This is a genomic window from Bacteroides salyersiae WAL 10018 = DSM 18765 = JCM 12988, assembly GCF_000381365.1.
In the GTDB taxonomy this organism is placed as follows: domain Bacteria; phylum Bacteroidota; class Bacteroidia; order Bacteroidales; family Bacteroidaceae; genus Bacteroides; species Bacteroides salyersiae.
Genome location: NZ_KB905466.1, coordinates 862387 through 881686 on the forward strand (window position 1 = coordinate 862387; position 19300 = coordinate 881686).

Genomic DNA, 19300 nt, shown 5'->3' on the forward strand with positions numbered 1-19300 from the left:
TTATCAAAAAACATGCAGTTTATTTTATCAAATTAAGAAACTGAGAAGCAACATTCTTTATATCATATATTGACAAATCAGGCACTTTTAATTGGTTATTATATATTCCAGATAAGAACTCATCTACCTTCTTTTTATCCAACACATATGAATTTATAGATAAAATCGGTCGATTTGCTAAAGCATAATCAATTAATTTACTCGGAGACTGAACAGATGTTACACCATTTTCAATATTAACTAAGAAATCAGCTCTGCTCATCTCTGTTATCAGTTCTATTCGTGAAATATACCCTTTTATAATTAATTTATGCCCAAGAATATGCCTAAACGAATCAATCAAGTTACTATTATTTGTATAAATTATAAACTTGAAATTTATTGAAAGGTTAGAAAGATATTCTAAAAATATTTTAGGATCTCTTATATGTGGAATTAATGTACCTGCATAAATAAATGTCGGCACTTTATTTTTTGAGAAATTAGAATTTAAATTTATGCCATCAAAATCAAATCCTTGAGGAATAATACGTATTTTATCATGAAACTCAGAATAATATCCAGACTTCGCAGATTCAACCGGAATAGTTATATAGTCACAAAGCCGACACCACCGTTTCTCTATATATTTAAAATAAAATAAAGGTTTAAAAGAATCCGTTTTACAACCCATATACGGATCTCCACAATCCGCTACCCATGTTTTACATAAGTCTTTATGCGATTGTATATAAAATGAAATACCCCAATGAATTTGATGCGGAACAGCAATAGATACAAGTAAATCATACCCACATTCCTTTTTAAGTATCATTGGCATTTTACAAGATATTTCAATGGCCGGAAATGCAATCAACAAAGATAGAATTCGATTAATACTTCTTGCAATCAATGACTTACTCTGAAAAATAGAACACTTTAAGTTCACAATTTGAACTTCTACATTATGCTCTTTCTCAAAACCGGAATAATCCACATCAGATAGTAATTTACTAAATACAATCACTTTTACTTGATGTCCCTGTCTGCCGAGTTCTTTGGCCAATTCAGTAGTTCTAAAACTGCGAGGTGTATTTATCGGCTCAAAATAGCCGGATACAATCAATATTTTCATAATCAAATTAAATTTTTTATCCAACTAATAATCGGTACATCCGTTTGTATAAAAAAAGCTGTTAAATAATTGCATATCAATAACGAAGCTCCATAATAATCAATACCGACACGTAATTGGAAAATAATAGAAAACAGCAATACAGGCAATACCACATTACATTTTTTAATTAAATCATTATACAGATATTCTATCGAAAAAATAATAGTAGGCAAAACAAACATATGTGATAGAATTACGAAACGTCCACCAGAGGGTATTAAAGCCAAAATATTGGATATGCCATAAATCAACAATGAAAAAGAGAATAATTTTAATATTTTCTCATTTACCATATAAGATTTCCTCACCGCCATCCATGTCAATACAATATAAAATTGAACAATCCAATATGCAATCTTGTTAGCCAAAACAACGTGTAAAGACAATTGCTCTTTTGCTTCAACCACCTTTTCCATATACATTTCTCCTACATAACTCAACATGCGTTCTCCAACAATCGGTACATTTACTAACAGGTTTCTAATAAATTCAACATCAATTTCTTTTATAAATAAAGTGACAATATAAAACGCGAAAAGGGCATTCAAATTAGTTACTTTCAAAAAAGAATAAAAAATCAGTATAATCAATGGAATAAAAAATGAAAAATGAACAAATAGTGCCAGAACACAAAACAATAGTTTTGATTTATTCCCCTCATAAACAAAAGGCATTGCACCATAAATAAATATATGCAAAGCTGTCCACATACGAACACCGTTAATATTCCATATAGGACATATCAATATATAAAATAATATCAAAATCCATGTATATTTTTTCAGATTCAGAGGTAAACGGTCAAAAACATACCATAAATTACGAGTATAGAAAAACCCAAAAACCAATGAAAAACATGCAAACAGGACATGAGGGTCATCTGTAAATCTTGACACAATGAAAGTCAATATGGGCTGATATAAATCAACATTACCTCCTTCTATCCATATATTCCCCAAAACAGCAGAAAGAGAACTCAGATTATACATCCTATACAAATCCAAAGCATATCTACCCGCATCAATTCCATCACCTAACATAGTACCTTCAGGATGGTATATAAATATCAGTCCAAGAAAAACACAAATCAGCCATGAAATATTCTTTGCCCACTTGCTTCTCCAATGCAATATTGTACAGACAAGACCACTTATAGGAGATAAAACTGTTATAAACAGAGCTAATTGTTTATTTATTATATACCTATTTACACCGAGCATAATAATTTAAAGTTAGTACTCAAATTAGAGCCAATCTGTTTAATTCATATTTCAGTTTGCATTTATGTAACATCACAATTTTGGCTTGTTCATTTCTCTCAATTTCCTAACTTTACTCAAGTCTATTTTTGAGCCAAGATATTCATACCAAACTTCACTATGAGAACCATAACCACTGGTAAATGTCATCTCTCCCAATACAAGACGACCATCGATGTCATAGAAATCTACCCGAACCTCAGGGAAATCAGCAGAAAGGATGGTTGCATACTTTATCATTCCATCCAAACACTTCGGTCTTGGCAAATCAATGCCATCAAAATGGCAGCTGTTTTTGTTGAGTGCCTTATCCGAAATGTTATTCCAGCCGAGATCGTAGGCTGATGTTTTATAACCCTTGCCTGGACCTCTGATAATCCTATCGTGGACGACAAGAATATACTCCGGCTTTCCTTCAAAACACCATACCTTATAATCTATCAAAGATTGACGCTTTTCATTTACAGACAGATATTCTTCCGCAATAATACACGGTTCAATGCGCGAGTAGTGAATCTGTGCATCGATAAATCCGTATTTTAGTCTCATCCACGTGTTCAGCAATTTGTTTGTTTCCAAAATATTGAGTTCGGACTTATCCGGGACAATAAGCACTTGTCCACAACCATTCGTTGTTTTCAGTACGAAACTTTGCGGTAATTTGTCGTAGTCAATATCTTCCGCCACTTCCCAATGACCATATAATTTAGGAAGCAGATGACCGCAACCCTTGCTTTCCACATATTCACGCATACGATATTTATCAGCGCATTTTGTCCACAGTGTCGTGTCTGTAAACAGTTGCAGCCAATAAATTTTTTCAATAAGATTCCGAGGGGATTCCCAATCAATGTCTTTATGAAAGACATTTTTGTACTCGCGATTAGCATTGATACGGGGATCTTGCAATGCTCTTTTTCTAAATGTACGTTGACGATAAAGTTTCAGTATCTGCTTCGAACCGGGAATTCTTTCCATAACAGCGACAATCTGATTCTTAAAGCTCATATTATAATTCTGTTTTAGATAACAATTTGTTTGCACGTATCATAAGCCAACGTGTACTCTCTTCACGTAATTGGTGCAAAAAAAGACGCCTGTTCACTTTCAATTTTAAAAATCCCACAAAAATGCGGCACATTTGTCGTAATGACTTCGGGTACATTCCAACAGCCCCATAACCACTCAACAGCCATTTTTCGTATTTGGAATATAGAGAGAGAACGAAACGGTTGACCTCTTTCATATAATCGGAGTCATCGGTCAGTATGTTGCAAAGGTGACGGAAGTGTCGTATAGACTCCACCCTCGCGTCAACCTCAACGACATGATCCTCGTTAAGGTAAGTCAGTATAGGCTGCACTTGTACGTCCTTTTCGGTGATTTCTATCAACACTGCCACACTATTGTACCAATGCAACAAAGCGCACCGATCATCCTTCTCAAAAGCGAAATTCCCAAGACTATAGAAAATAGGTTTTCCTGCATACATTTCAAAACCTTGCGGAACATGGGGATGGGATGCCATGACGGCATCCGCACCTGCATCAATCAACGACTTGTAAATATCCCTCCATTCAGGAAGAGGTACATCCATATATTCCACTCCGGCATGCGGCAAAACAATGAGATAATCACATGTACCCTTTGCTTCTGAAATAATCGATGATACAGAAATATGATTTATCCACGCACAACCATACTTACCATCGTCAGTCCATCTGTCTTTCAAAGTAGCCAAATCCGCAGAAGAAGCCGAGAAAAAGCCTATAGTCTTATTCTTTACTTTCAAATACTTTACCCCGTAAGCCTCATTCCATTTCCCACAACCGATAGCAAGGACGCCTTCGAATGCTTTCTTGGTCGCCTTTAGCCCCTCTTCTCCGAAATCGAAAGCATGATTGTTAGCAAGCCCGATCACATTGAATCCATTATTCAACAGCCATTCCGGAGACAGGTGAGATTGCCTTAAGTAAAATTCACCGGCTGTATGTTTCTCCCCTACTTGCAGAGGACCTTCAAAGTTAACAACTCTGATATCACTGAGGTTTATGATTTTTTTCAGCTCATGACCAAGTGACATCCTTTCGGGATGATATACACAGAAGTCACCTGCTATAAAAATTTTAATTCCGTTACTTCTTTCCATTCCTACGCGAATTAATGAGTAAAACAACCGACTCAAGATATTTGAGACCAAAAACTTTTTGGGTAGCAATCAACAGAAGATAGAAAAAGCATCCTGAGATTACGATAAACAAGAACACGTTCATTTGTGACATTAAGGTATGGCGTAAAATCAACAGCATGCCAAGAACGGTGCAACAATGCAAAGTGAGCTTCCCCACATACCGAAGAACCTGTCCCGGAACAAGTGAAATATGCGTCTTCTTAAAAATGAAGATAAAAGCCGTAATAGAACATGACAGATGAAAAAGACTGCTGACAAAAACAATTGAAGGAGGCGGAACAAAAAATCGAACCAAAAGGAAATCAACCGTCCAAATGGCTAAAGCTCCAACAACGTGCATATTCATGTACAGCCTTGAATAACCGAGAGCCATGAGCACAGAGAAATAGGGGAATATTTGTAGAAAATCCCTAATTATGTAAAGGCGCAGATAACCTTGCGAAACACTGTATTGTCCACCAAACAATACGACCATGACATCACCGGCAAAAAACAGACAAAAGAACAGCATCGGCATGATAATAGTCGCTGTCTTCTTAACGGCATTGTTATAGGACAAGACGGCACTACTCATGTTGCGTTCCGCATCGGCTTTCGAGAACAAAGGCAGCAGTACATTCTTGACACTGGCCGCAACCATTCCTACTATAGGGATGCTAAAACAACCGCTGGAAAACTCGGCAAATGCCTGTGTACCATAATAGCGGCTAACAAAAAACTGGTCTGCCGAATTGCAGAAGAATCCCGCTATGAAAGCGCCTGTAAGAGGAAGCGAATAACTAAATACCTCCTTATACAAATTCGGTATCGTCTTGTTGTCAACATTCTTGTAAGGAGAGTTTTTCATGTACATTGCCACAAGAAAGGTTACGAAAGAAGCAAATCCCCACCCTATGATGGCTTCCCGATAACCTGTATGCCACACCATAACGGGTAGGACGATACAGAAAAACATCAACGTTTTAGAGAATATATGATAAATGGCAATCTCCTTTGTCCTACGGATTGCCGTGTATATTCCCTCAACCCCCATGGTAGGCAATGTGAACAACGGAAATGGAGAAAACAACTTAATACCAGTAGAAAGTTCCGGATTCTTCAGCAAACCTGCTATGAGGTCAGCTCCAAAGAACAGTGCCAAAGAAAAAATAGCACCTAAACCAAGAAACATCAAAGTGAGCCTGTTTATGAGCAACTTCTGTTGTCCCGTATTCAATCTCGGAATGAAATAAGCGAACACGGAAGGAAGCCCCATGGTAAACAATGCCTGAAGGCTTGAATAGACATATAGGATTTGCCTGTATGTGCCGTATTCATTTTTATCAAAATATCTAACAAGGATGGGCGCGGTAAGAAACGCTATGAGAAATGTACACAGCGAACCTATTCCTAACCATAGGGCCTGATTGAAGTTACTACTTTTATTATTATCCATTATCTTATTTTACAAGTTATTATTTCTTTACTGTCATACCAAGTACTTCGCGATGGGACTTTCTCTCAACAGCCTACTAACTACAACCCTTTGAACAGAATATATAATGACAGCAGACATAAAAACCAAGTGGTACCTTGTCGTCCAATTGGGGAGACAGTTTACCCACTATGGAAGTACTGCAATGCCATTAAAATACTGACACACACCAGCACACCTACATCCGACCTGATTTTCCTATTGACGAAGATCACAAGCGGAGTGACCAGCAGCAGAAACACCTTAAATCCAGATATAGCCTATACCGTTGTGAAGCAGGAACGAGTCTATAACAGTTTCCACTTTATAGAAATCAAACACGATGCCGGTATGATAGGCTACATAAAAAATAAGAAATAGACGACAAGGACTATCCAAACCGAAAAAAACAACCGTTGGGTACGCTTCCTTATATATTCTTTGTAACCCGTAATAGTTTTTTTGCCCGCTGCCAACCCCAACACGAACACCATCAAGCAAACATCAAACGCCCTTAGCTGTTTAAGCATGCATGTACTATATGATCGAAGCAAGCCCCAGAAAATGCAAAAAATCTATATAAGCGTCTCTTTTCATTTATATACTTAGATATGATATATTTTCTCCCCATCCATGTGAATGACATTACAGCAGTCGAGGACTATTTTACCACGCAACTTTTCCTGATTTTCTATAATTTGAGAATGTTTCACCATTACAACAACAAGGTCTACATCCCCAATGAACTCATCAAGGTCGTGGAACTGATTCTGTACCACATCCTCCCCGATGAATGGATCATAAACTTTCAGTGGACGGGCAAGATGACACGCTTGTGACTCAAGCATCTGGAGAGTCGGACTCTCGCGACAATCATCAACATTTTCCTTGTATGTCAAACCATAGAGACCTACCTTGCGGTTATCAGTAATGTTATTTTCTTCCATGATATCATAGATACGGTTTAACACATACTCCGGCTGTGCATCATTGGTTTTCATTGATTCATCAATAACCTTGGCAAGACGTGGATAGTCACCAACCAAGAACCAAGGATCAACAGAGATACAATGACCACCCACCCCGGGACCGGGCTGTAGGATGTTGACACGTGGATGCATGTTGCATATCTTGATGATTTCATAAACATCCATGTTGTCGTGGCGGCAAATACGTGCAAGTTCATTAGCAAAGGCGATGTTGACAGCACGGAATGTATTCTCAACAACTTTGGTCATCTCCGCTGAGCGAATGCTTGTCACTACAATTTCACCCTGACAGAACGAAGTATAATATTCTTTCACTCTTTCACCGATAACACGATCATCAGCACCGATAGTACGGTTGTTATGGATCAACTCGTAAACCATATTACCCGGGATAATACGTTCTGGAGCATGGACGAGGTTGATATCCTCACCAATAACGAAACCAACTTCCTCGATAGCAGGACGGACAAAACGGTCTATAGTACCGGGGCTGACAGTTGACTCGATAACCACTATTGCACCTTTCCGGCAAACCTTCATAACTTCCTTGACAGCAGCCACTACGTAACAAGCGTCAACTTTCTTCGAAAATTTGTCATAAGGAGTAGGAACGCTGACAATGTACATGTCGGTCCTCTGATACTCGGTTGAGAACTTGATACCGGCTTTCACCGCAGCATCGAAAAGTTCATCGAGACCATCCTCCTTAAAAGTGGTCTTCCCTGCATTAAGAGTTGCTACAAGCTCCTTGTTATAGTCTGTTCCAATCACTTCTACACCATGCGATGCCATCATCAATGCTGTAGGCAGACCTATGTAGCCCAATCCGATTACGTTTACCATAATTCTATACAATATTAAAGTTCTAATTATTATTTTTTCATTTTAGCACACATCATAACGATCAGTTTCCTTGCCTGCAAGCACATCTGCAATTCGGCGGCATGCTTGTCCGTCACCATAGGGGTTAACAGCCTTGCTCATTGACTCGTATGCCTTAACATCATCAAGGAGAGTACTGACCTCATTCATAATCTTATCGTAATCAGTACCTACAAGATGAACAGTACCGCTGGCGAGAGCCTCCGGACGCTCGGTGGTGTCACGCATCACGAGTACAGGCTTGCCAAGGCCTGGAGCCTCCTCTTGAATGCCACCTGAGTCAGTAAGAACGATGTTAGCTTTGCTCATTAGATAAACAAACTCAAGGTATTGCAGTGGTTCGATGAAGAAAAAATTGGGACGGCTGAGGTTTTCACCAAACACTTCGTGGACGGACTTGCGTACGTTGGGATTGAGATGCATAGGGTATACGAAATCAACCGTGGGATACTTCTCAGAGAGATCCTTCATGGCGGTCACCATGCGAATAAAACCATCACCAAAGTTCTCGCGGCGATGACCGGTGATCAGAACAAGTTTCTTACCATTAGCAAGACGAGTTATATCATAACCTGCTTGTGAAAGTACATTGTCCTGCTCCCTGGCAAGGGCATCGTCAGTCTTCAACTTATCTATCACCATATGAAGAGCATCGATTACGGTGTTTCCTGTTACATAGATGCTTCCGTGAGCCTTCTCCTCCTTCAGATTCTTCTCAGAGAGTGGAGTTGGTGAGAAATTGTAGACAGCGATGCGACCTGTTATCTGACGGTTCATTTCTTCCGGCCATGGAGAGTAGATATTATGAGTGCGTAGACCTGCTTCTACATGACCGACAGGGATCTGTGCATAGAAAGCAGCAAGGGCACCTGCAGTAGAGGTTGTAGTGTCACCATGAACGAGAACAATGTCCGGATGACACTTTTTGAACACATCACGGAGTCCGGTGAGGACTCGAGCTGTTACATCGGTAAGATCCTGACCTTGCTTCATGATGTTGAGATCATAATCCGATGTCACATCAAAGATTTTGAGAACCTGATCAAGCATTTCGCGATGCTGACCGGTTACACAAACGACAGTTTCGAATTCATCCTTACGCGTCTGGAATTCCTTTACAAGCGGACACATCTTGATAGCTTCAGGACGGGTGCCGAAAACAAGCATAATCTTTCTCATATTTAAAATTGTATCTTTTTACAGAGGTATATTACATCTTACACCATCTTTTTTCTTTATAATAGCAGGATTACCTACTACCAGACAATTATCCGGCACATCTTTAACCACTACACATCCAGCTGCTATGGTTACATTATCACCTATATTTACTCCACCTATTACGATTGCACCAGTCGCAATTCGAACATTGTCACCTATTACAGGTGATTTTACCCCTACTACTCCAATGGTTACATTCTGGTTTACATAACAATTCTCCCCCATTGATTTACAATTAATAAATGTAGAATCTCCATGGACTACTACTAATCCTTTGCCTATTCGAGATCCAGGAAAAATATGTAAAGTAGGATTTCCTTTCATGAAAAAATTTAGAATTATACCAATTTTACCAAATCGATAGTATAAAACATTTCTAAATTCTTTATTTATTACTAAAACTCTTAGTAGATTTAATCCCCCTCGATATTGTAGTCGGTATAAATCTGCATCTATTATACACCGCCTTTCTTTATTAAAGAAATAAAGAAAGAGACAAATGACTAAAACAGGAGAATATATTATAAACTTGAAGAAATAAATTATACGCATTGTGTAAAAAAAAATAATAGAACTGTTATTATGATCCATATCTTTTAAAGATAATGTTTCAAAATCGGGAGAAAAGATTCTTCAAGCTTTTACGCTTTTTGTTATGACTATGGCTCTCGTTTCCATAACCATAACCATAGCCATAACCATAGCCATAACCATAGCCATAACCATAGCCTTTATGGTCTGAAGGAACACCATTCAATATCACAGACATATTACGAAGCTGCTCCTGACGATACATATTCTCCAATTCTGGCAACTGACGACGATCCATCACACCCGAACGGACTACGAAAATGGTAAGATCGGCTACACGATTGACAATAGAAGCATCGGCAACCATACCGGCAGGAACATTGTCAACAATGATATAATCATAACGTTTACGAAGTTCCGTTATCAGACGATCAAAACGTTCGCTCAACAACAATTCGGCAGGATTGGGAGGAACAGGACCGGAGAAGATGACATCCAATTTATCATACTCCTCACTCCTACCAACAATATCATCTAACTTATCCGTACTCCCCGAAAGGTAATGCGTCAATCCCATACGGTTGGAGGAATTAGAAAAAATACCGCTCAAGGTACCTTTACGGATATCAACGTCAATCAGAACAACCTTCTTGTTCGTCTGGGCAATACTCATAGCGAGATTGCTCGATACAAACGTCTTACCTGCCCCAGGATTCGCAGAAGTAAACATGACTACCTGTAACTTTTCAGACTTCACACGCATAAAGTCCATGTTTGTACGGATGATACGGAAAGCCTCGGAAACAGAATCACGACTGTTCTCACGGACAACAATACCATCCGAATCCTCACCCTTATTATTGCCGTGACGGGGAATATTGCCTAAGAAAGGAATAGTAAGCACTCCATCCAATTCCTTACGAGTACGAACCTTGGTATCAGTCACATTCAACAACCAAAATACACCTACAGGAATAGCTAATCCTAAAACAATGGAAGCCAAGAAAATTGTCATTGTTTTAGGTGCCACCGGAGCACTGCTACCCGAAGCAGCATCTATGATACGGGCATTACTCTCGGTAATAGCCTGTGTCAAGGCATTCTCCTCACGCTTATTCAACAAGTAAAGATAAAGTTCCTCCTTGATCTTCTGCTGACGCTCCACTGTAAGCACATATTTCTGCTGGGCAGGCACAGCCTCAATTCGCTTCGTGGTCTGTTCTTCCTGTTCACGAATATTCTTCAACTGGATATTCAGACCGACAATCAGATTATCAACCGAACGGATAATCGTCTGCTTCATAGCACCTAAAGAATTGTTCAAATCCATCACAATCGGATTTTTACTGCTACTGCCTACCACCAGTTTATCACGTTTCAAAAGAATATCATTGTATTCCTTGATCTGGGATTCGACACTGTTATCCGATATACCAGTATTGGCAGGAATCAGATCCGAACTTTTCTGAGGATCCGTCAAATACTCTTTAATATATTTGGCAATACTCAACTGGTTCTCCAGACTAAGTCCCTCCTGCTGATAACGACTCGTATTGGCAAGATACATACCCGTCTCGGAAGTGATGTCCGTCAACTGGTTCTCGCGTTTAAAGCTTTCAATATTGGCATCCACGCTACCCAATTCACGTTCAATGATAATCAGACGTTCATTGATAAACTTGGAGGTATTTACAGCTATCTGGTTCTTGTCATTGATCACATCTTCATTATAGACGGCAATAAGCATATTCAAAATATCTTCCGCACGGGCAGTGGATACATCCTCCAAAACCAGGTTGATAATAGTTGTTGTTTTACCGGCAAGAGAAACTTTCAACCTGCCACGATACCCTTCGATGATACCCTCCAAATTGGATTTAACCACATTTACGGGCTTACCATAAAATACATCTGTATAATATAGCGTAGGGGTAATTACCATCGGACCGATCGGAGTAGAAACCGTATCATTCAGATGTACATCCAAAACTTCCTCCGAATGAATTTCCCCTTCGCCTACAGCCAAAGAAAAACCGGAAAGACGTACCGTAGCGGAATCAACAGGAGTAACCACTACTTTTATAACCTGACGCTCCTCCGCCTCAGGAAAAGAAACTGTTACCGGAGCATGGGTGTAAAGCTCATCATTACGCAGGCCATTCTTCACTTGATAACTCATATCCAAATGCAAACGGCGGGCAACCTCTTCCATCAAATGACGGGATTGAAAGACAAGTACCTCATTATCCACATTACGCTTACCACCCAAAAGAGAAAGGTCAGAAAAAGCCGCCGACTCACTCATACCACCACCTTTGGAATCATCGCGGATAAGAACGGATGCCATACGGCTGTATACCTTGGAAGAAGATTTTAAATAAAAGAAAGCTACCCCGCCACAGACCAGAACAGAAAGTACAAACCAGTACCAGTTAGCCAATACAAGATGGAAGATATCGCTGATATTAATTTCAGACTCCTGCTTACGGGCATCGTTGTTTTTATATTCAGTATTCATTGTTCTTTTTATATCCGGATTATTTAAACATGGTTACCATTAAAGAAGCTACGGAAGCCAATACCGAAACGGCAGACAGCCAAACACCTACAGAATTATTGGAGTTAATACGACTCTGTCCTGTCTTCGCCTTGTTAGGTTCTACATACACGATATCATTCTGCTGCAAATAGTAACAGGGAGACTGAAAAATATCAGAAGAGCGAAGATCATGATAAAGAATACGACGTTTACCGTCTTTTTCACGGATAACAGCCACACGGTCACGACGGCCATAAATAGTCAAATCACCTGCCATACTCAAAGCTTCCAATAGCGTTATTCTATCACCGGAAATATCAAATGTACCCGGACGAGCCACTTCACCCATTACAGAAACTTTAAAATTCAGAAACTGAACAGTGACAATAGGATCCTTTATCAAATCCTCATTCATTAATTTCTGTTTTATCAATTCCGTCACCTGCATGCGCGTCAGTCCTTCTACATGAAGCCTGCCTAAGATGGGAAAATCAATATCACCATTCTGGTCGACAAGATAACCTAATACACGCTGTTGTCCCAAATTTTGATTTCCAATTTGGAAACTTATCAACGGCATATTGAACGGCAACGCCAGTTCCGGATCTTTACTGTTCACCAAAATAGCCAATAAATCATCTTTATGAATGATTACCTCATAATTCTTATCGATAGTTTCTTCTTTCAAAGAAGTAATATCCTGCAAATAAAGTACCTCTTTAGGAGCAGAGCAGGATGCCAAAAGTGCCAATAAGCACAGCAAACAATTATTCAGAAATTTCATTCTCATATAATAGCTATAAATGATTTCTTACCGTTATTTATCTTAATTATTCATCCAATTCCCAAGCTGTCCAGGGATTAGTTTCCAAACTATTCAGATATTCAGAAACTTCCAACTCTGCCGGAGACAATTCATGATCTTTCCAAGTATCGATAATGGCATGCGCTTCTTGGGCCAGTTTCTCATCATAAACCTCACCATAGCAAGCTACTAAAAGCTGGCATTTCAACAACGAAACAGAAAGCTGTTCGAGCACGTTCCAACTACGGTTAAGAATAGATTGTATTTTTTGATTCTTATCACCATGATCATAGATGGTGGCATGAAAACCGGTCAGCAGAGCATAACAAAGCCGTGCTTCTTCTTCGGCAGTAGAACCATGTGAAAGAAAAAGAGCCTCGGACTGACGATAAACCTCCGTATTCAATTCACAAAAACGATTGGAATAAAGAGGAGTGCCATCAAAACCTAAATTGAGAAGCTCATTGGTAACATGACACAGAGCGTCAATTTGTGATTGCAAAGACATATATTTGAATATTTAGATTGAACGATGACTATTTACAATTGAAATAAAATCAATATGGATAGAGTCCAAATGAACAGGTCGCTATTTATGAACAGGGTCGGAAACAAGTTCCATTAAAGAAGGATGAACATAAGCAGTAGCCACCGCCATAACTCCTTTGATGCAGACTGATACACGACGATCGCCTTTGACACGAAGAATAATTCCTTCAACTCCCTCAAAAACGCCACCGGTGATACGAACACGGTCACCTTTCTGTAAAGCGGTGACAGCAGGGTCGAGATAAACGATCTGCTCTTCATAATTGCCCGAAACGGCAATAAAGCTACGCATCTGCGAATCCGGTACAATAAGAGGCCGATTGGTCTCACGATCGATAATATAACGGACGGCTAAAGAAAGTCCGACAGATTGTTTTATCCGATCGATACACGCAAGTGAACTATGAACAAATACGAGATTGTGCACTACGGGCACTAATTTACGCACCTTACGATCTGCTTTTTTCACATACTCGTAATGCATCGGAATGAAGTTCTCGATATTTTCGGCATCAAGAGCTTCCTTCAAAAGAAGTTCACGGCTATAGGTAACACGGAGCGGATACCAAAACACATCGGTAGATTTGTTCACGAATGGATATTCTTTAGGGACACCGAAATTATAGAATTACTTTCGGTCAAGCGTGTATAAAACAAAAATTTAATATTTTAGTACACTGGCTCTCAACTGTATCCCTATCCCAGGAGATAAACAGGAGGAGAGAAATATGTAATGCACAAAGTTTTGTTCAATTTAGTGCACAAATCACTATAAACGAGATATTTGACACATAAAAGTGTTTCAATAAACGTTCGTTTAATGGCACACTTATATATCGTCTTCTCGTATTAGATTAATATTCGACAATATATAGTAGGTGTACATATACTTATTTAATTTTATTTATTGATTAATAAATTAATATCTATATAAATGAATAAGTATAAAATCATCAAATTGGGAAATATTAATCTCATTAGAAAATCGGAAAAATATTTGTGCCATTAAACGAACGTTTATTGAAACACTTTTAGGAAAAATAAAGTCCAAAATATCAATATTATATTCCGTAAAAGTACTTTTCTCAATTTTTTCATCATTTAATCATCTCCGAATCATCATTTTTAACAATCTTTGCACGATATAAAAATCATTTAAAACCTAAAAAAATGACAAGCAAAGAAGAAAAAAAACGGATTTTAGTGGACACATTAAAATCGAACTCACCGATGGAATAATCATAGAAGGCAGTATTAAAGCACAAAGCCATGACAAACAACCGATTGATGACAGGACAGTTATCAGAATAGCCAAAGGAGAATTGATAAAAGCACTTACTCGTTCGTTGACAGATGAAAAAAGAAACATCACAACCGCTACTGACATTGCCAAAGAAATCAGAAGAATATTCCGCATTGAATATAGAGATCATGGAACTTACAAAGAAATGGAATACAAATCATTAGTAACAGAAGTGAGAAGAATTTTAAATAGTATGAAAAGAAAATAGAGATAGAAAAAAGAAGACATAAAAAATCGCCCAAAAGGCGATTTTTTATGTTAAATAGAGCGATTAGTTCTATCCAAATATAATCCCGACATTGCGGCCTTAATTCAAAAAAATACAATCTTATTAAAGTAAACGCAATGAAAAAAAGAAATTCAAATTTTATCATGGAGAACACAAAAAATCAGTGGGTAAAACTTATTATGCAAGAAAAAGGATATACGGAAATTACTGCCACATGGATGTCAAATCGTATTGAAGCCTTAATAAATCATATGCAGTACGGACATGCAGTTATTGCTTATCGCCGGGCTATCGATGGAGAATTTCAATTTGTAAAGGCAACCCTGATTTATTACCGGCATGATTTCAAACGGGAATATGAAGGAAATAAAATACAAGAAGCTGTCATGTATTGGGATGTAGAAGAGAGAAAATGGAAGCGTTTCCGTATAGAAAACTTCTTGGAATGGAAACCAGTGGTATAATTGATAGTTAGGAGCTGGTAGTTAGGAGTCAGAAGTTAGGAGTTAGGAGTTAGAATCTATGCAGAGGGTTAGTTTTGGCATATATACAGAAAGAATTTTAACTATCGGCTACTTACCACTAACTTCCAACTACTAACTTCTAACTACCAGCTTCTAACTACCAACTTCTAACTACCAGCTTTTAACTACTAATTACTAATCACCAACCATCATGGCTACAGAATTTTTCGGGATCGTTTATTTCCCTACCAAATCGGCTTTCTTTGAGGGGGCTATTCCAGAATCAATGGAAGCAAAATACGGCATCAAAGGACCTTATTTTCTTATAAAAATACTTTGCAAAATCTATAAAGAAGGATATTACATCCCATGGGATGAAGAACAGTGTGAAATATTTGCCTACAAATTGGGTAGAGAATACAGCAAAGAAGAAGTGACAAGCATGGTAAGCCTGCTACTCGAAAAAGGATTTTTCGACAAGGAGAGCTATCAGAAACAGCAGATACTGACTTCGCTGGATATTCAACGTGTCTGGTTGGAGGCTACAAGCCGCAGAAAAAGAGATTTGACCAAACTCCCCTATCTGTTGGAAGAAATAAAATGCAGACAGAACACAAGTTCGAAGTCAGAATGTGCAGACATTCCTCCTGCTCAAATGGAATTGAATCTGGAAAATGCAGACATTTCCCGACAAAGTAGAGTAGAGGAAAGTAAAGTAGAAGAAAATAGGAAGAAGAAGGACGAAGATCTTGTCTTATCTCCTCCGCCGGAATACGCACTCAATACAAAAACACACAATTACGGTGGCCTGCTATTGGCACTGGAGCAAATCAAGATAATCGATATCGGAGAAAAAAAAGCGATTTTACGAATGTCCAATTATGGAGAAATCGGTACAGCCGTATGGAAAATACTGGCACAAACTCCGTGGAATAAAATCGGAATGCCCGGGAAATATCTTATAAAATCACTTAGAAACAGTTGATAATCAACAGATATAAGAATATATATTTTTGTATACCAAGAGTGTATATTCTTATCATCCAAAAGTGTATATCTCTGTACAAAAGAAGTTTATACCTTTATAAAAAGCTTATAATCATCACTGAAAAAAGTCACAGGGAGATAGCACGATGAGCAGTCATTTTCTCATAAGGCAGCGTAAACCAGAAAGTAGAGCCTTTCCCAAACTCGGACTCCACTCCTATCTCGCCTTTAAGCTCCTTGATGATGTTCTGCGAAATGGCCAATCCCAATCCGGTACCTTGCTTGAAAGAATCCAACTTCACAAACCGGTTGAATACATCCTGCACATTTTCGGGTGGTATACCGGTACCGGTATCTGTCACGAAAAAACGAATATGTCCGTCTCGAGGTTCTTCATACCCGAACAGGACGCTTCCGTTGCGGGTAAATTTCATGGCATTGCTGATAAAGTTGTTCAAAACCTGTGTCACTCTGCGCCGGTCGGTATACAAAAAAAGATCGGGCAGAGATGTCACCGCACGTATAGTGACCTCCTTGTTCGTTTGCTGCATTCTGGCAGCTTGTTCTATTTCCAGCAACATACTATTGACATCTACGTTCACATAGACATACTCCAACGTACCTGCTTCCATCTTCGACAAATCCAGAATATCACTGATGAGTTGCAGCAATATGGCATTGTTGTGCTCGATAATACTCAGATATTCAATTCTTTCCTCTTCGGAAACATCCGTAGCCAATAAACTGGAAAATCCGATAATGGCGTTAAGCGGAGTACGTATCTCATGACTCATATTAGCCAGAAAAGCCGACTTTATGCGATTGGATTCTTCGGCCTCTTCCTTCGCCAAGCGCCAGTTCCGCTCCAATTTCTTCATGTCGGTAATGTCCCAGGCCGTATAGATGATCCATTTGCGCCCGTTGGAAAAAGAGAGCAGATTATTATTCTGAAAAGTAAACCGTTCTTCGTTCTTATTAGTAAAGAAATGCCGGACACCGGACTGTGCGATACCGGTTCGTACCAATTCTTCGTCCTCTTCCCTTATCATCCCGGCAGCTTCGGGCATGGTATCGAAATCAGTCTTCCCGATAGCACTTCCGGCCGGATATTCAAAAAGCTCTTCAGCCTTCTTGTTCCAGAAAGTATAACGCCAATTATTATCCACGTCTTTCACCTTGGCGGCAATCGGAAGGTTATCAAGAATCCCTTCCAACAGGCGCAAATGTTCTTCCTGATCCTTTTCTTTCAACGCCTTTATACGCATCTGCATAAAGAAAAACAAGGTAAGCACAATAATCACTCCTGCTATACTTACCATATAAACAATATCTTTTTCTATGAAACCGACCGGAGCGGCATCATAAAAAAGACATAAGAACAGATTCTGATTAGGCATATTTAAGGTAATATTTTAATATAAAACAGCAAAGAATCACTCGTTTAGTTTTCGCAAAGTTAGAAAAAAATAAATGATTCAGCAGTTTCCGCCTCCTTTATTATACTGTCTATCAGCGAAATATTTACAAAATTCCTCATATTTGTACTGTTTTAAAAAAACACATAGCGGAATTGCAAATTTGAGCAAAGTGTAGCGAATTAGCTAAAACAGCGTTCGTTACGTTTTGCTTTTCTATTGGGCAGAGCCAACGGAATGCCACCTCGAAGCCAAACGGTGCAGAAATTCAGTTACCACCTCATTACCCCCGCAACGGGTGCGGATTTCTTGCTAAATAATTCTTTTACTGTGTTTTGCGGCATTTTACATAGTTGTCGGTAACTCACTATAAACTACTGAAACTGTAATTCCCTCATTACATTAAAGTACAATAAAAAGTGCCGCTCATAAACGGCTGATGTGCGGTATTTTTGCTAATTTTACATCGAATAATATGAAAAATGAAAAGCAAGAGAGGTATAAACACTATATAAAAACAAAGTAATTAATCTTACAGAATTAAATAATTGAGAATAATATATTTACATAAGATGCTTGAAGAGAAGAACTATTACGGAAACCTTTGTACAGAGATGTACGAAATCTTGCATGCAGAAGCACCGCAAGACGAATTGAATTTTTATCTTTCTTATGCTGAAAAAGGAAAAAAGATTTTAGAACCTTTATGCGGCAGTGGACGTTTTCTTGTCCCATTCGTGGAAAGAGGGCTTGATATAAGTGGCATAGACTTATCCAATGAAATGTTACAAAAGTTAAAACAGAAATTGCCTGAGGCAAAAGTCGTTCAGGCTGATATTATGAAATATTCTCCAAGAGAAAAGTTTGATTATATATTTATCAGTTCGGGCTCTGTGTCATTATTTACCGATATTGATTTGTGTAAACAAATCTTGTGCAGAATAAAAGAATGGTTGTCTCCAATGGGTAAGTTTGTATTTGCTGTTGATACAATCGCCAATAGATGTACGGATGACAATGATTATGCGATTGCGGTTTCTGTAAAGACAAAGGAGAATTTTGAACTGGTGCTAAAGTCGAAGAACCATTACGATGAGCAAAGTCAGACCCAGCTCTCTCCCGGAATTTATGAAATGTACAGTGATACGGAATTGATTCAAAGCGAATTTATGGATTTCCAGACGCACCTTTATAAGTATGGTGAAATGGAAGAATATTTGAAAGAAGTCGGGTTTACTCAAGTCAAAACTTATTCTTCTTTTGACAAGGAAATAGCCATTAACGATCGATGTGAAATGTTTTTATTTGAATGTGGGTTGTAACAACC

Annotated in this window: 17 protein-coding genes; 4 read left to right on the plus strand and 13 right to left on the minus strand. The window is 38.5% G+C overall.

Translation table 11 applies throughout. From position 1 onward, the window contains the following. Window positions 1-19: 19 nt before the first annotated feature. The 5 genes from HMPREF1532_RS03545 to HMPREF1532_RS03565 form a co-directional block, all read right to left on the minus strand. A complete protein-coding gene (locus tag HMPREF1532_RS03545) occupies window positions 20-1114 on the minus strand; it encodes a glycosyltransferase family protein (RefSeq protein ID WP_005924924.1) in 1095 nt (364 codons plus the stop codon). Window positions 1115-1116: 2 nt separating this feature from the next. After that, a complete protein-coding gene (locus HMPREF1532_RS03550) occupies window positions 1117-2376 on the minus strand; it encodes an EpsG family protein (RefSeq protein WP_005924927.1) in 1260 nt (419 codons plus the stop codon). A gap of 72 nt (window positions 2377-2448) precedes the next feature. Beyond that, entirely contained in the window at window positions 2449-3423 is a 975-nt protein-coding gene (locus tag HMPREF1532_RS03555; RefSeq protein ID WP_005924929.1) for an ATP-grasp fold amidoligase family protein, read from the minus strand. A gap of 1 nt (window position 3424) precedes the next feature. Then, window positions 3425-4564, minus strand: a complete 1140-nt coding sequence (locus tag HMPREF1532_RS03560; RefSeq protein ID WP_005924932.1) for a CapA family protein — start codon at window positions 4562-4564, stop codon at window positions 3425-3427. Then, window positions 4551-6041, minus strand: a complete 1491-nt coding sequence (locus tag HMPREF1532_RS03565; protein ID WP_005924934.1) for an oligosaccharide flippase family protein — start codon at window positions 6039-6041, stop codon at window positions 4551-4553. The genes HMPREF1532_RS03560 and HMPREF1532_RS03565 overlap by 14 nt, the downstream gene beginning before the upstream one ends. A 90-nt stretch (window positions 6042-6131) precedes the next feature. Between HMPREF1532_RS03565 and HMPREF1532_RS21245 the strand changes: the two genes are divergently transcribed. Then, window positions 6132-6440, plus strand: a complete 309-nt coding sequence (locus HMPREF1532_RS21245) for a hypothetical protein (protein ID WP_148301720.1) — start codon at window positions 6132-6134, stop codon at window positions 6438-6440. A 224-nt stretch (window positions 6441-6664) separates the two neighbouring features. On the opposite strand, the gene HMPREF1532_RS03575 is transcribed toward HMPREF1532_RS21245, so the two are convergent. From HMPREF1532_RS03575 to HMPREF1532_RS03605, 7 genes are all read right to left on the minus strand, one after another. After that, on the minus strand, window positions 6665-7891 hold the full coding sequence (locus HMPREF1532_RS03575; protein WP_005924937.1) for a nucleotide sugar dehydrogenase: 1227 nt from the start codon (window positions 7889-7891) through the stop codon (window positions 6665-6667). 42 nt (window positions 7892-7933) lie between these two features. Further along, window positions 7934-9109, minus strand: a complete 1176-nt coding sequence (wecB, locus tag HMPREF1532_RS03580) for a non-hydrolyzing UDP-N-acetylglucosamine 2-epimerase (RefSeq protein ID WP_005924940.1) — start codon at window positions 9107-9109, stop codon at window positions 7934-7936. A gap of 18 nt (window positions 9110-9127) precedes the next feature. Further along, the gene (locus HMPREF1532_RS03585) at window positions 9128-9742 is read right to left on the minus strand and encodes a serine O-acetyltransferase (protein ID WP_005924943.1); all 615 of its coding nucleotides are present in this window, start codon (window positions 9740-9742) and stop codon (window positions 9128-9130) included. 19 nt (window positions 9743-9761) lie between these two features. After that, a complete protein-coding gene (locus HMPREF1532_RS03590; protein WP_005924946.1) occupies window positions 9762-12200 on the minus strand; it encodes a GumC family protein in 2439 nt (812 codons plus the stop codon). A 19-nt stretch (window positions 12201-12219) separates the two neighbouring features. Beyond that, a complete protein-coding gene (locus tag HMPREF1532_RS03595; protein WP_005924949.1) occupies window positions 12220-13011 on the minus strand; it encodes a polysaccharide biosynthesis/export family protein in 792 nt (263 codons plus the stop codon). 40 nt (window positions 13012-13051) lie between these two features. Beyond that, window positions 13052-13534 (minus strand): UpxZ family transcription anti-terminator antagonist, encoded by a 483-nt coding sequence (locus HMPREF1532_RS03600; protein WP_005924950.1) that lies wholly within the window; start codon window positions 13532-13534, stop codon window positions 13052-13054. A gap of 81 nt (window positions 13535-13615) precedes the next feature. Beyond that, window positions 13616-14167, minus strand: coding sequence for a UpxY family transcription antiterminator (locus tag HMPREF1532_RS03605; protein WP_005924953.1), 552 nt, complete (start codon window positions 14165-14167; stop codon window positions 13616-13618). Window positions 14168-15223: 1056 nt separating this feature from the next. On the opposite strand from HMPREF1532_RS03605, the gene HMPREF1532_RS03610 reads away from it, so the two are divergent. Then, entirely contained in the window at window positions 15224-15571 is a 348-nt protein-coding gene (locus tag HMPREF1532_RS03610) for an SH3 beta-barrel fold-containing protein (protein WP_005924960.1), read from the plus strand. 211 nt (window positions 15572-15782) lie between these two features. Next, window positions 15783-16556: a DUF4373 domain-containing protein gene (locus tag HMPREF1532_RS03615; RefSeq protein WP_005924962.1), complete on the plus strand. Its 774-nt coding sequence runs from the start codon at window positions 15783-15785 to the stop codon at window positions 16554-16556. Between the two features lie 130 nt (window positions 16557-16686). Here the strand turns inward: HMPREF1532_RS03615 and HMPREF1532_RS03620 are convergent, their stop codons facing one another. Continuing rightward, complete coding sequence (locus HMPREF1532_RS03620; protein ID WP_005924964.1) at window positions 16687-17955, minus strand: sensor histidine kinase; 1269 nt, start codon at window positions 17953-17955, stop codon at window positions 16687-16689. Window positions 17956-18545: 590 nt separating this feature from the next. Between HMPREF1532_RS03620 and HMPREF1532_RS03625 the strand changes: the two genes are divergently transcribed. Then, window positions 18546-19295 (plus strand): class I SAM-dependent methyltransferase, encoded by a 750-nt coding sequence (locus tag HMPREF1532_RS03625; RefSeq protein WP_005924967.1) that lies wholly within the window; start codon window positions 18546-18548, stop codon window positions 19293-19295. The last annotated feature ends 5 nt before the right edge of the window (window positions 19296-19300 follow it).

Coding starts and splice junctions, on each gene's coding strand:
- HMPREF1532_RS03545 (WP_005924924.1), bottom strand. CDS start 1,114: ATGAAAATATTGATTGTATCCGGCTATTTTGAGCCGATAAATACACCT.
- HMPREF1532_RS03565 (WP_005924934.1), bottom strand. CDS start 6,041: ATGGATAATAATAAAAGTAGTAACTTCAATCAGGCCCTATGGTTAGGA.
- HMPREF1532_RS03590 (WP_005924946.1), bottom strand. CDS start 12,200: ATGAATACTGAATATAAAAACAACGATGCCCGTAAGCAGGAGTCTGAA.
- HMPREF1532_RS03600 (WP_005924950.1), bottom strand. CDS start 13,534: ATGTCTTTGCAATCACAAATTGACGCTCTGTGTCATGTTACCAATGAG.
- HMPREF1532_RS03620 (WP_005924964.1), bottom strand. CDS start 17,955: ATGCCTAATCAGAATCTGTTCTTATGTCTTTTTTATGATGCCGCTCCG.
- HMPREF1532_RS03610 (WP_005924960.1), top strand. CDS start 15,224: ATGAAAAAAAGAAATTCAAATTTTATCATGGAGAACACAAAAAATCAG.
- HMPREF1532_RS03575 (WP_005924937.1), bottom strand. CDS start 7,891: ATGGTAAACGTAATCGGATTGGGCTACATAGGTCTGCCTACAGCATTG.
- HMPREF1532_RS03585 (WP_005924943.1), bottom strand. CDS start 9,742: ATGGATCATAATAACAGTTCTATTATTTTTTTTTACACAATGCGTATA.
- HMPREF1532_RS03595 (WP_005924949.1), bottom strand. CDS start 13,011: ATGAGAATGAAATTTCTGAATAATTGTTTGCTGTGCTTATTGGCACTT.
- HMPREF1532_RS03550 (WP_005924927.1), bottom strand. CDS start 2,376: ATGCTCGGTGTAAATAGGTATATAATAAATAAACAATTAGCTCTGTTT.
- wecB (WP_005924940.1), bottom strand. CDS start 9,109: ATGAGAAAGATTATGCTTGTTTTCGGCACCCGTCCTGAAGCTATCAAG.
- HMPREF1532_RS03615 (WP_005924962.1), top strand. CDS start 15,783: ATGGCTACAGAATTTTTCGGGATCGTTTATTTCCCTACCAAATCGGCT.
- HMPREF1532_RS03555 (WP_005924929.1), bottom strand. CDS start 3,423: ATGAGCTTTAAGAATCAGATTGTCGCTGTTATGGAAAGAATTCCCGGT.
- HMPREF1532_RS03625 (WP_005924967.1), top strand. CDS start 18,546: ATGCTTGAAGAGAAGAACTATTACGGAAACCTTTGTACAGAGATGTAC.
- HMPREF1532_RS03560 (WP_005924932.1), bottom strand. CDS start 4,564: ATGGAAAGAAGTAACGGAATTAAAATTTTTATAGCAGGTGACTTCTGT.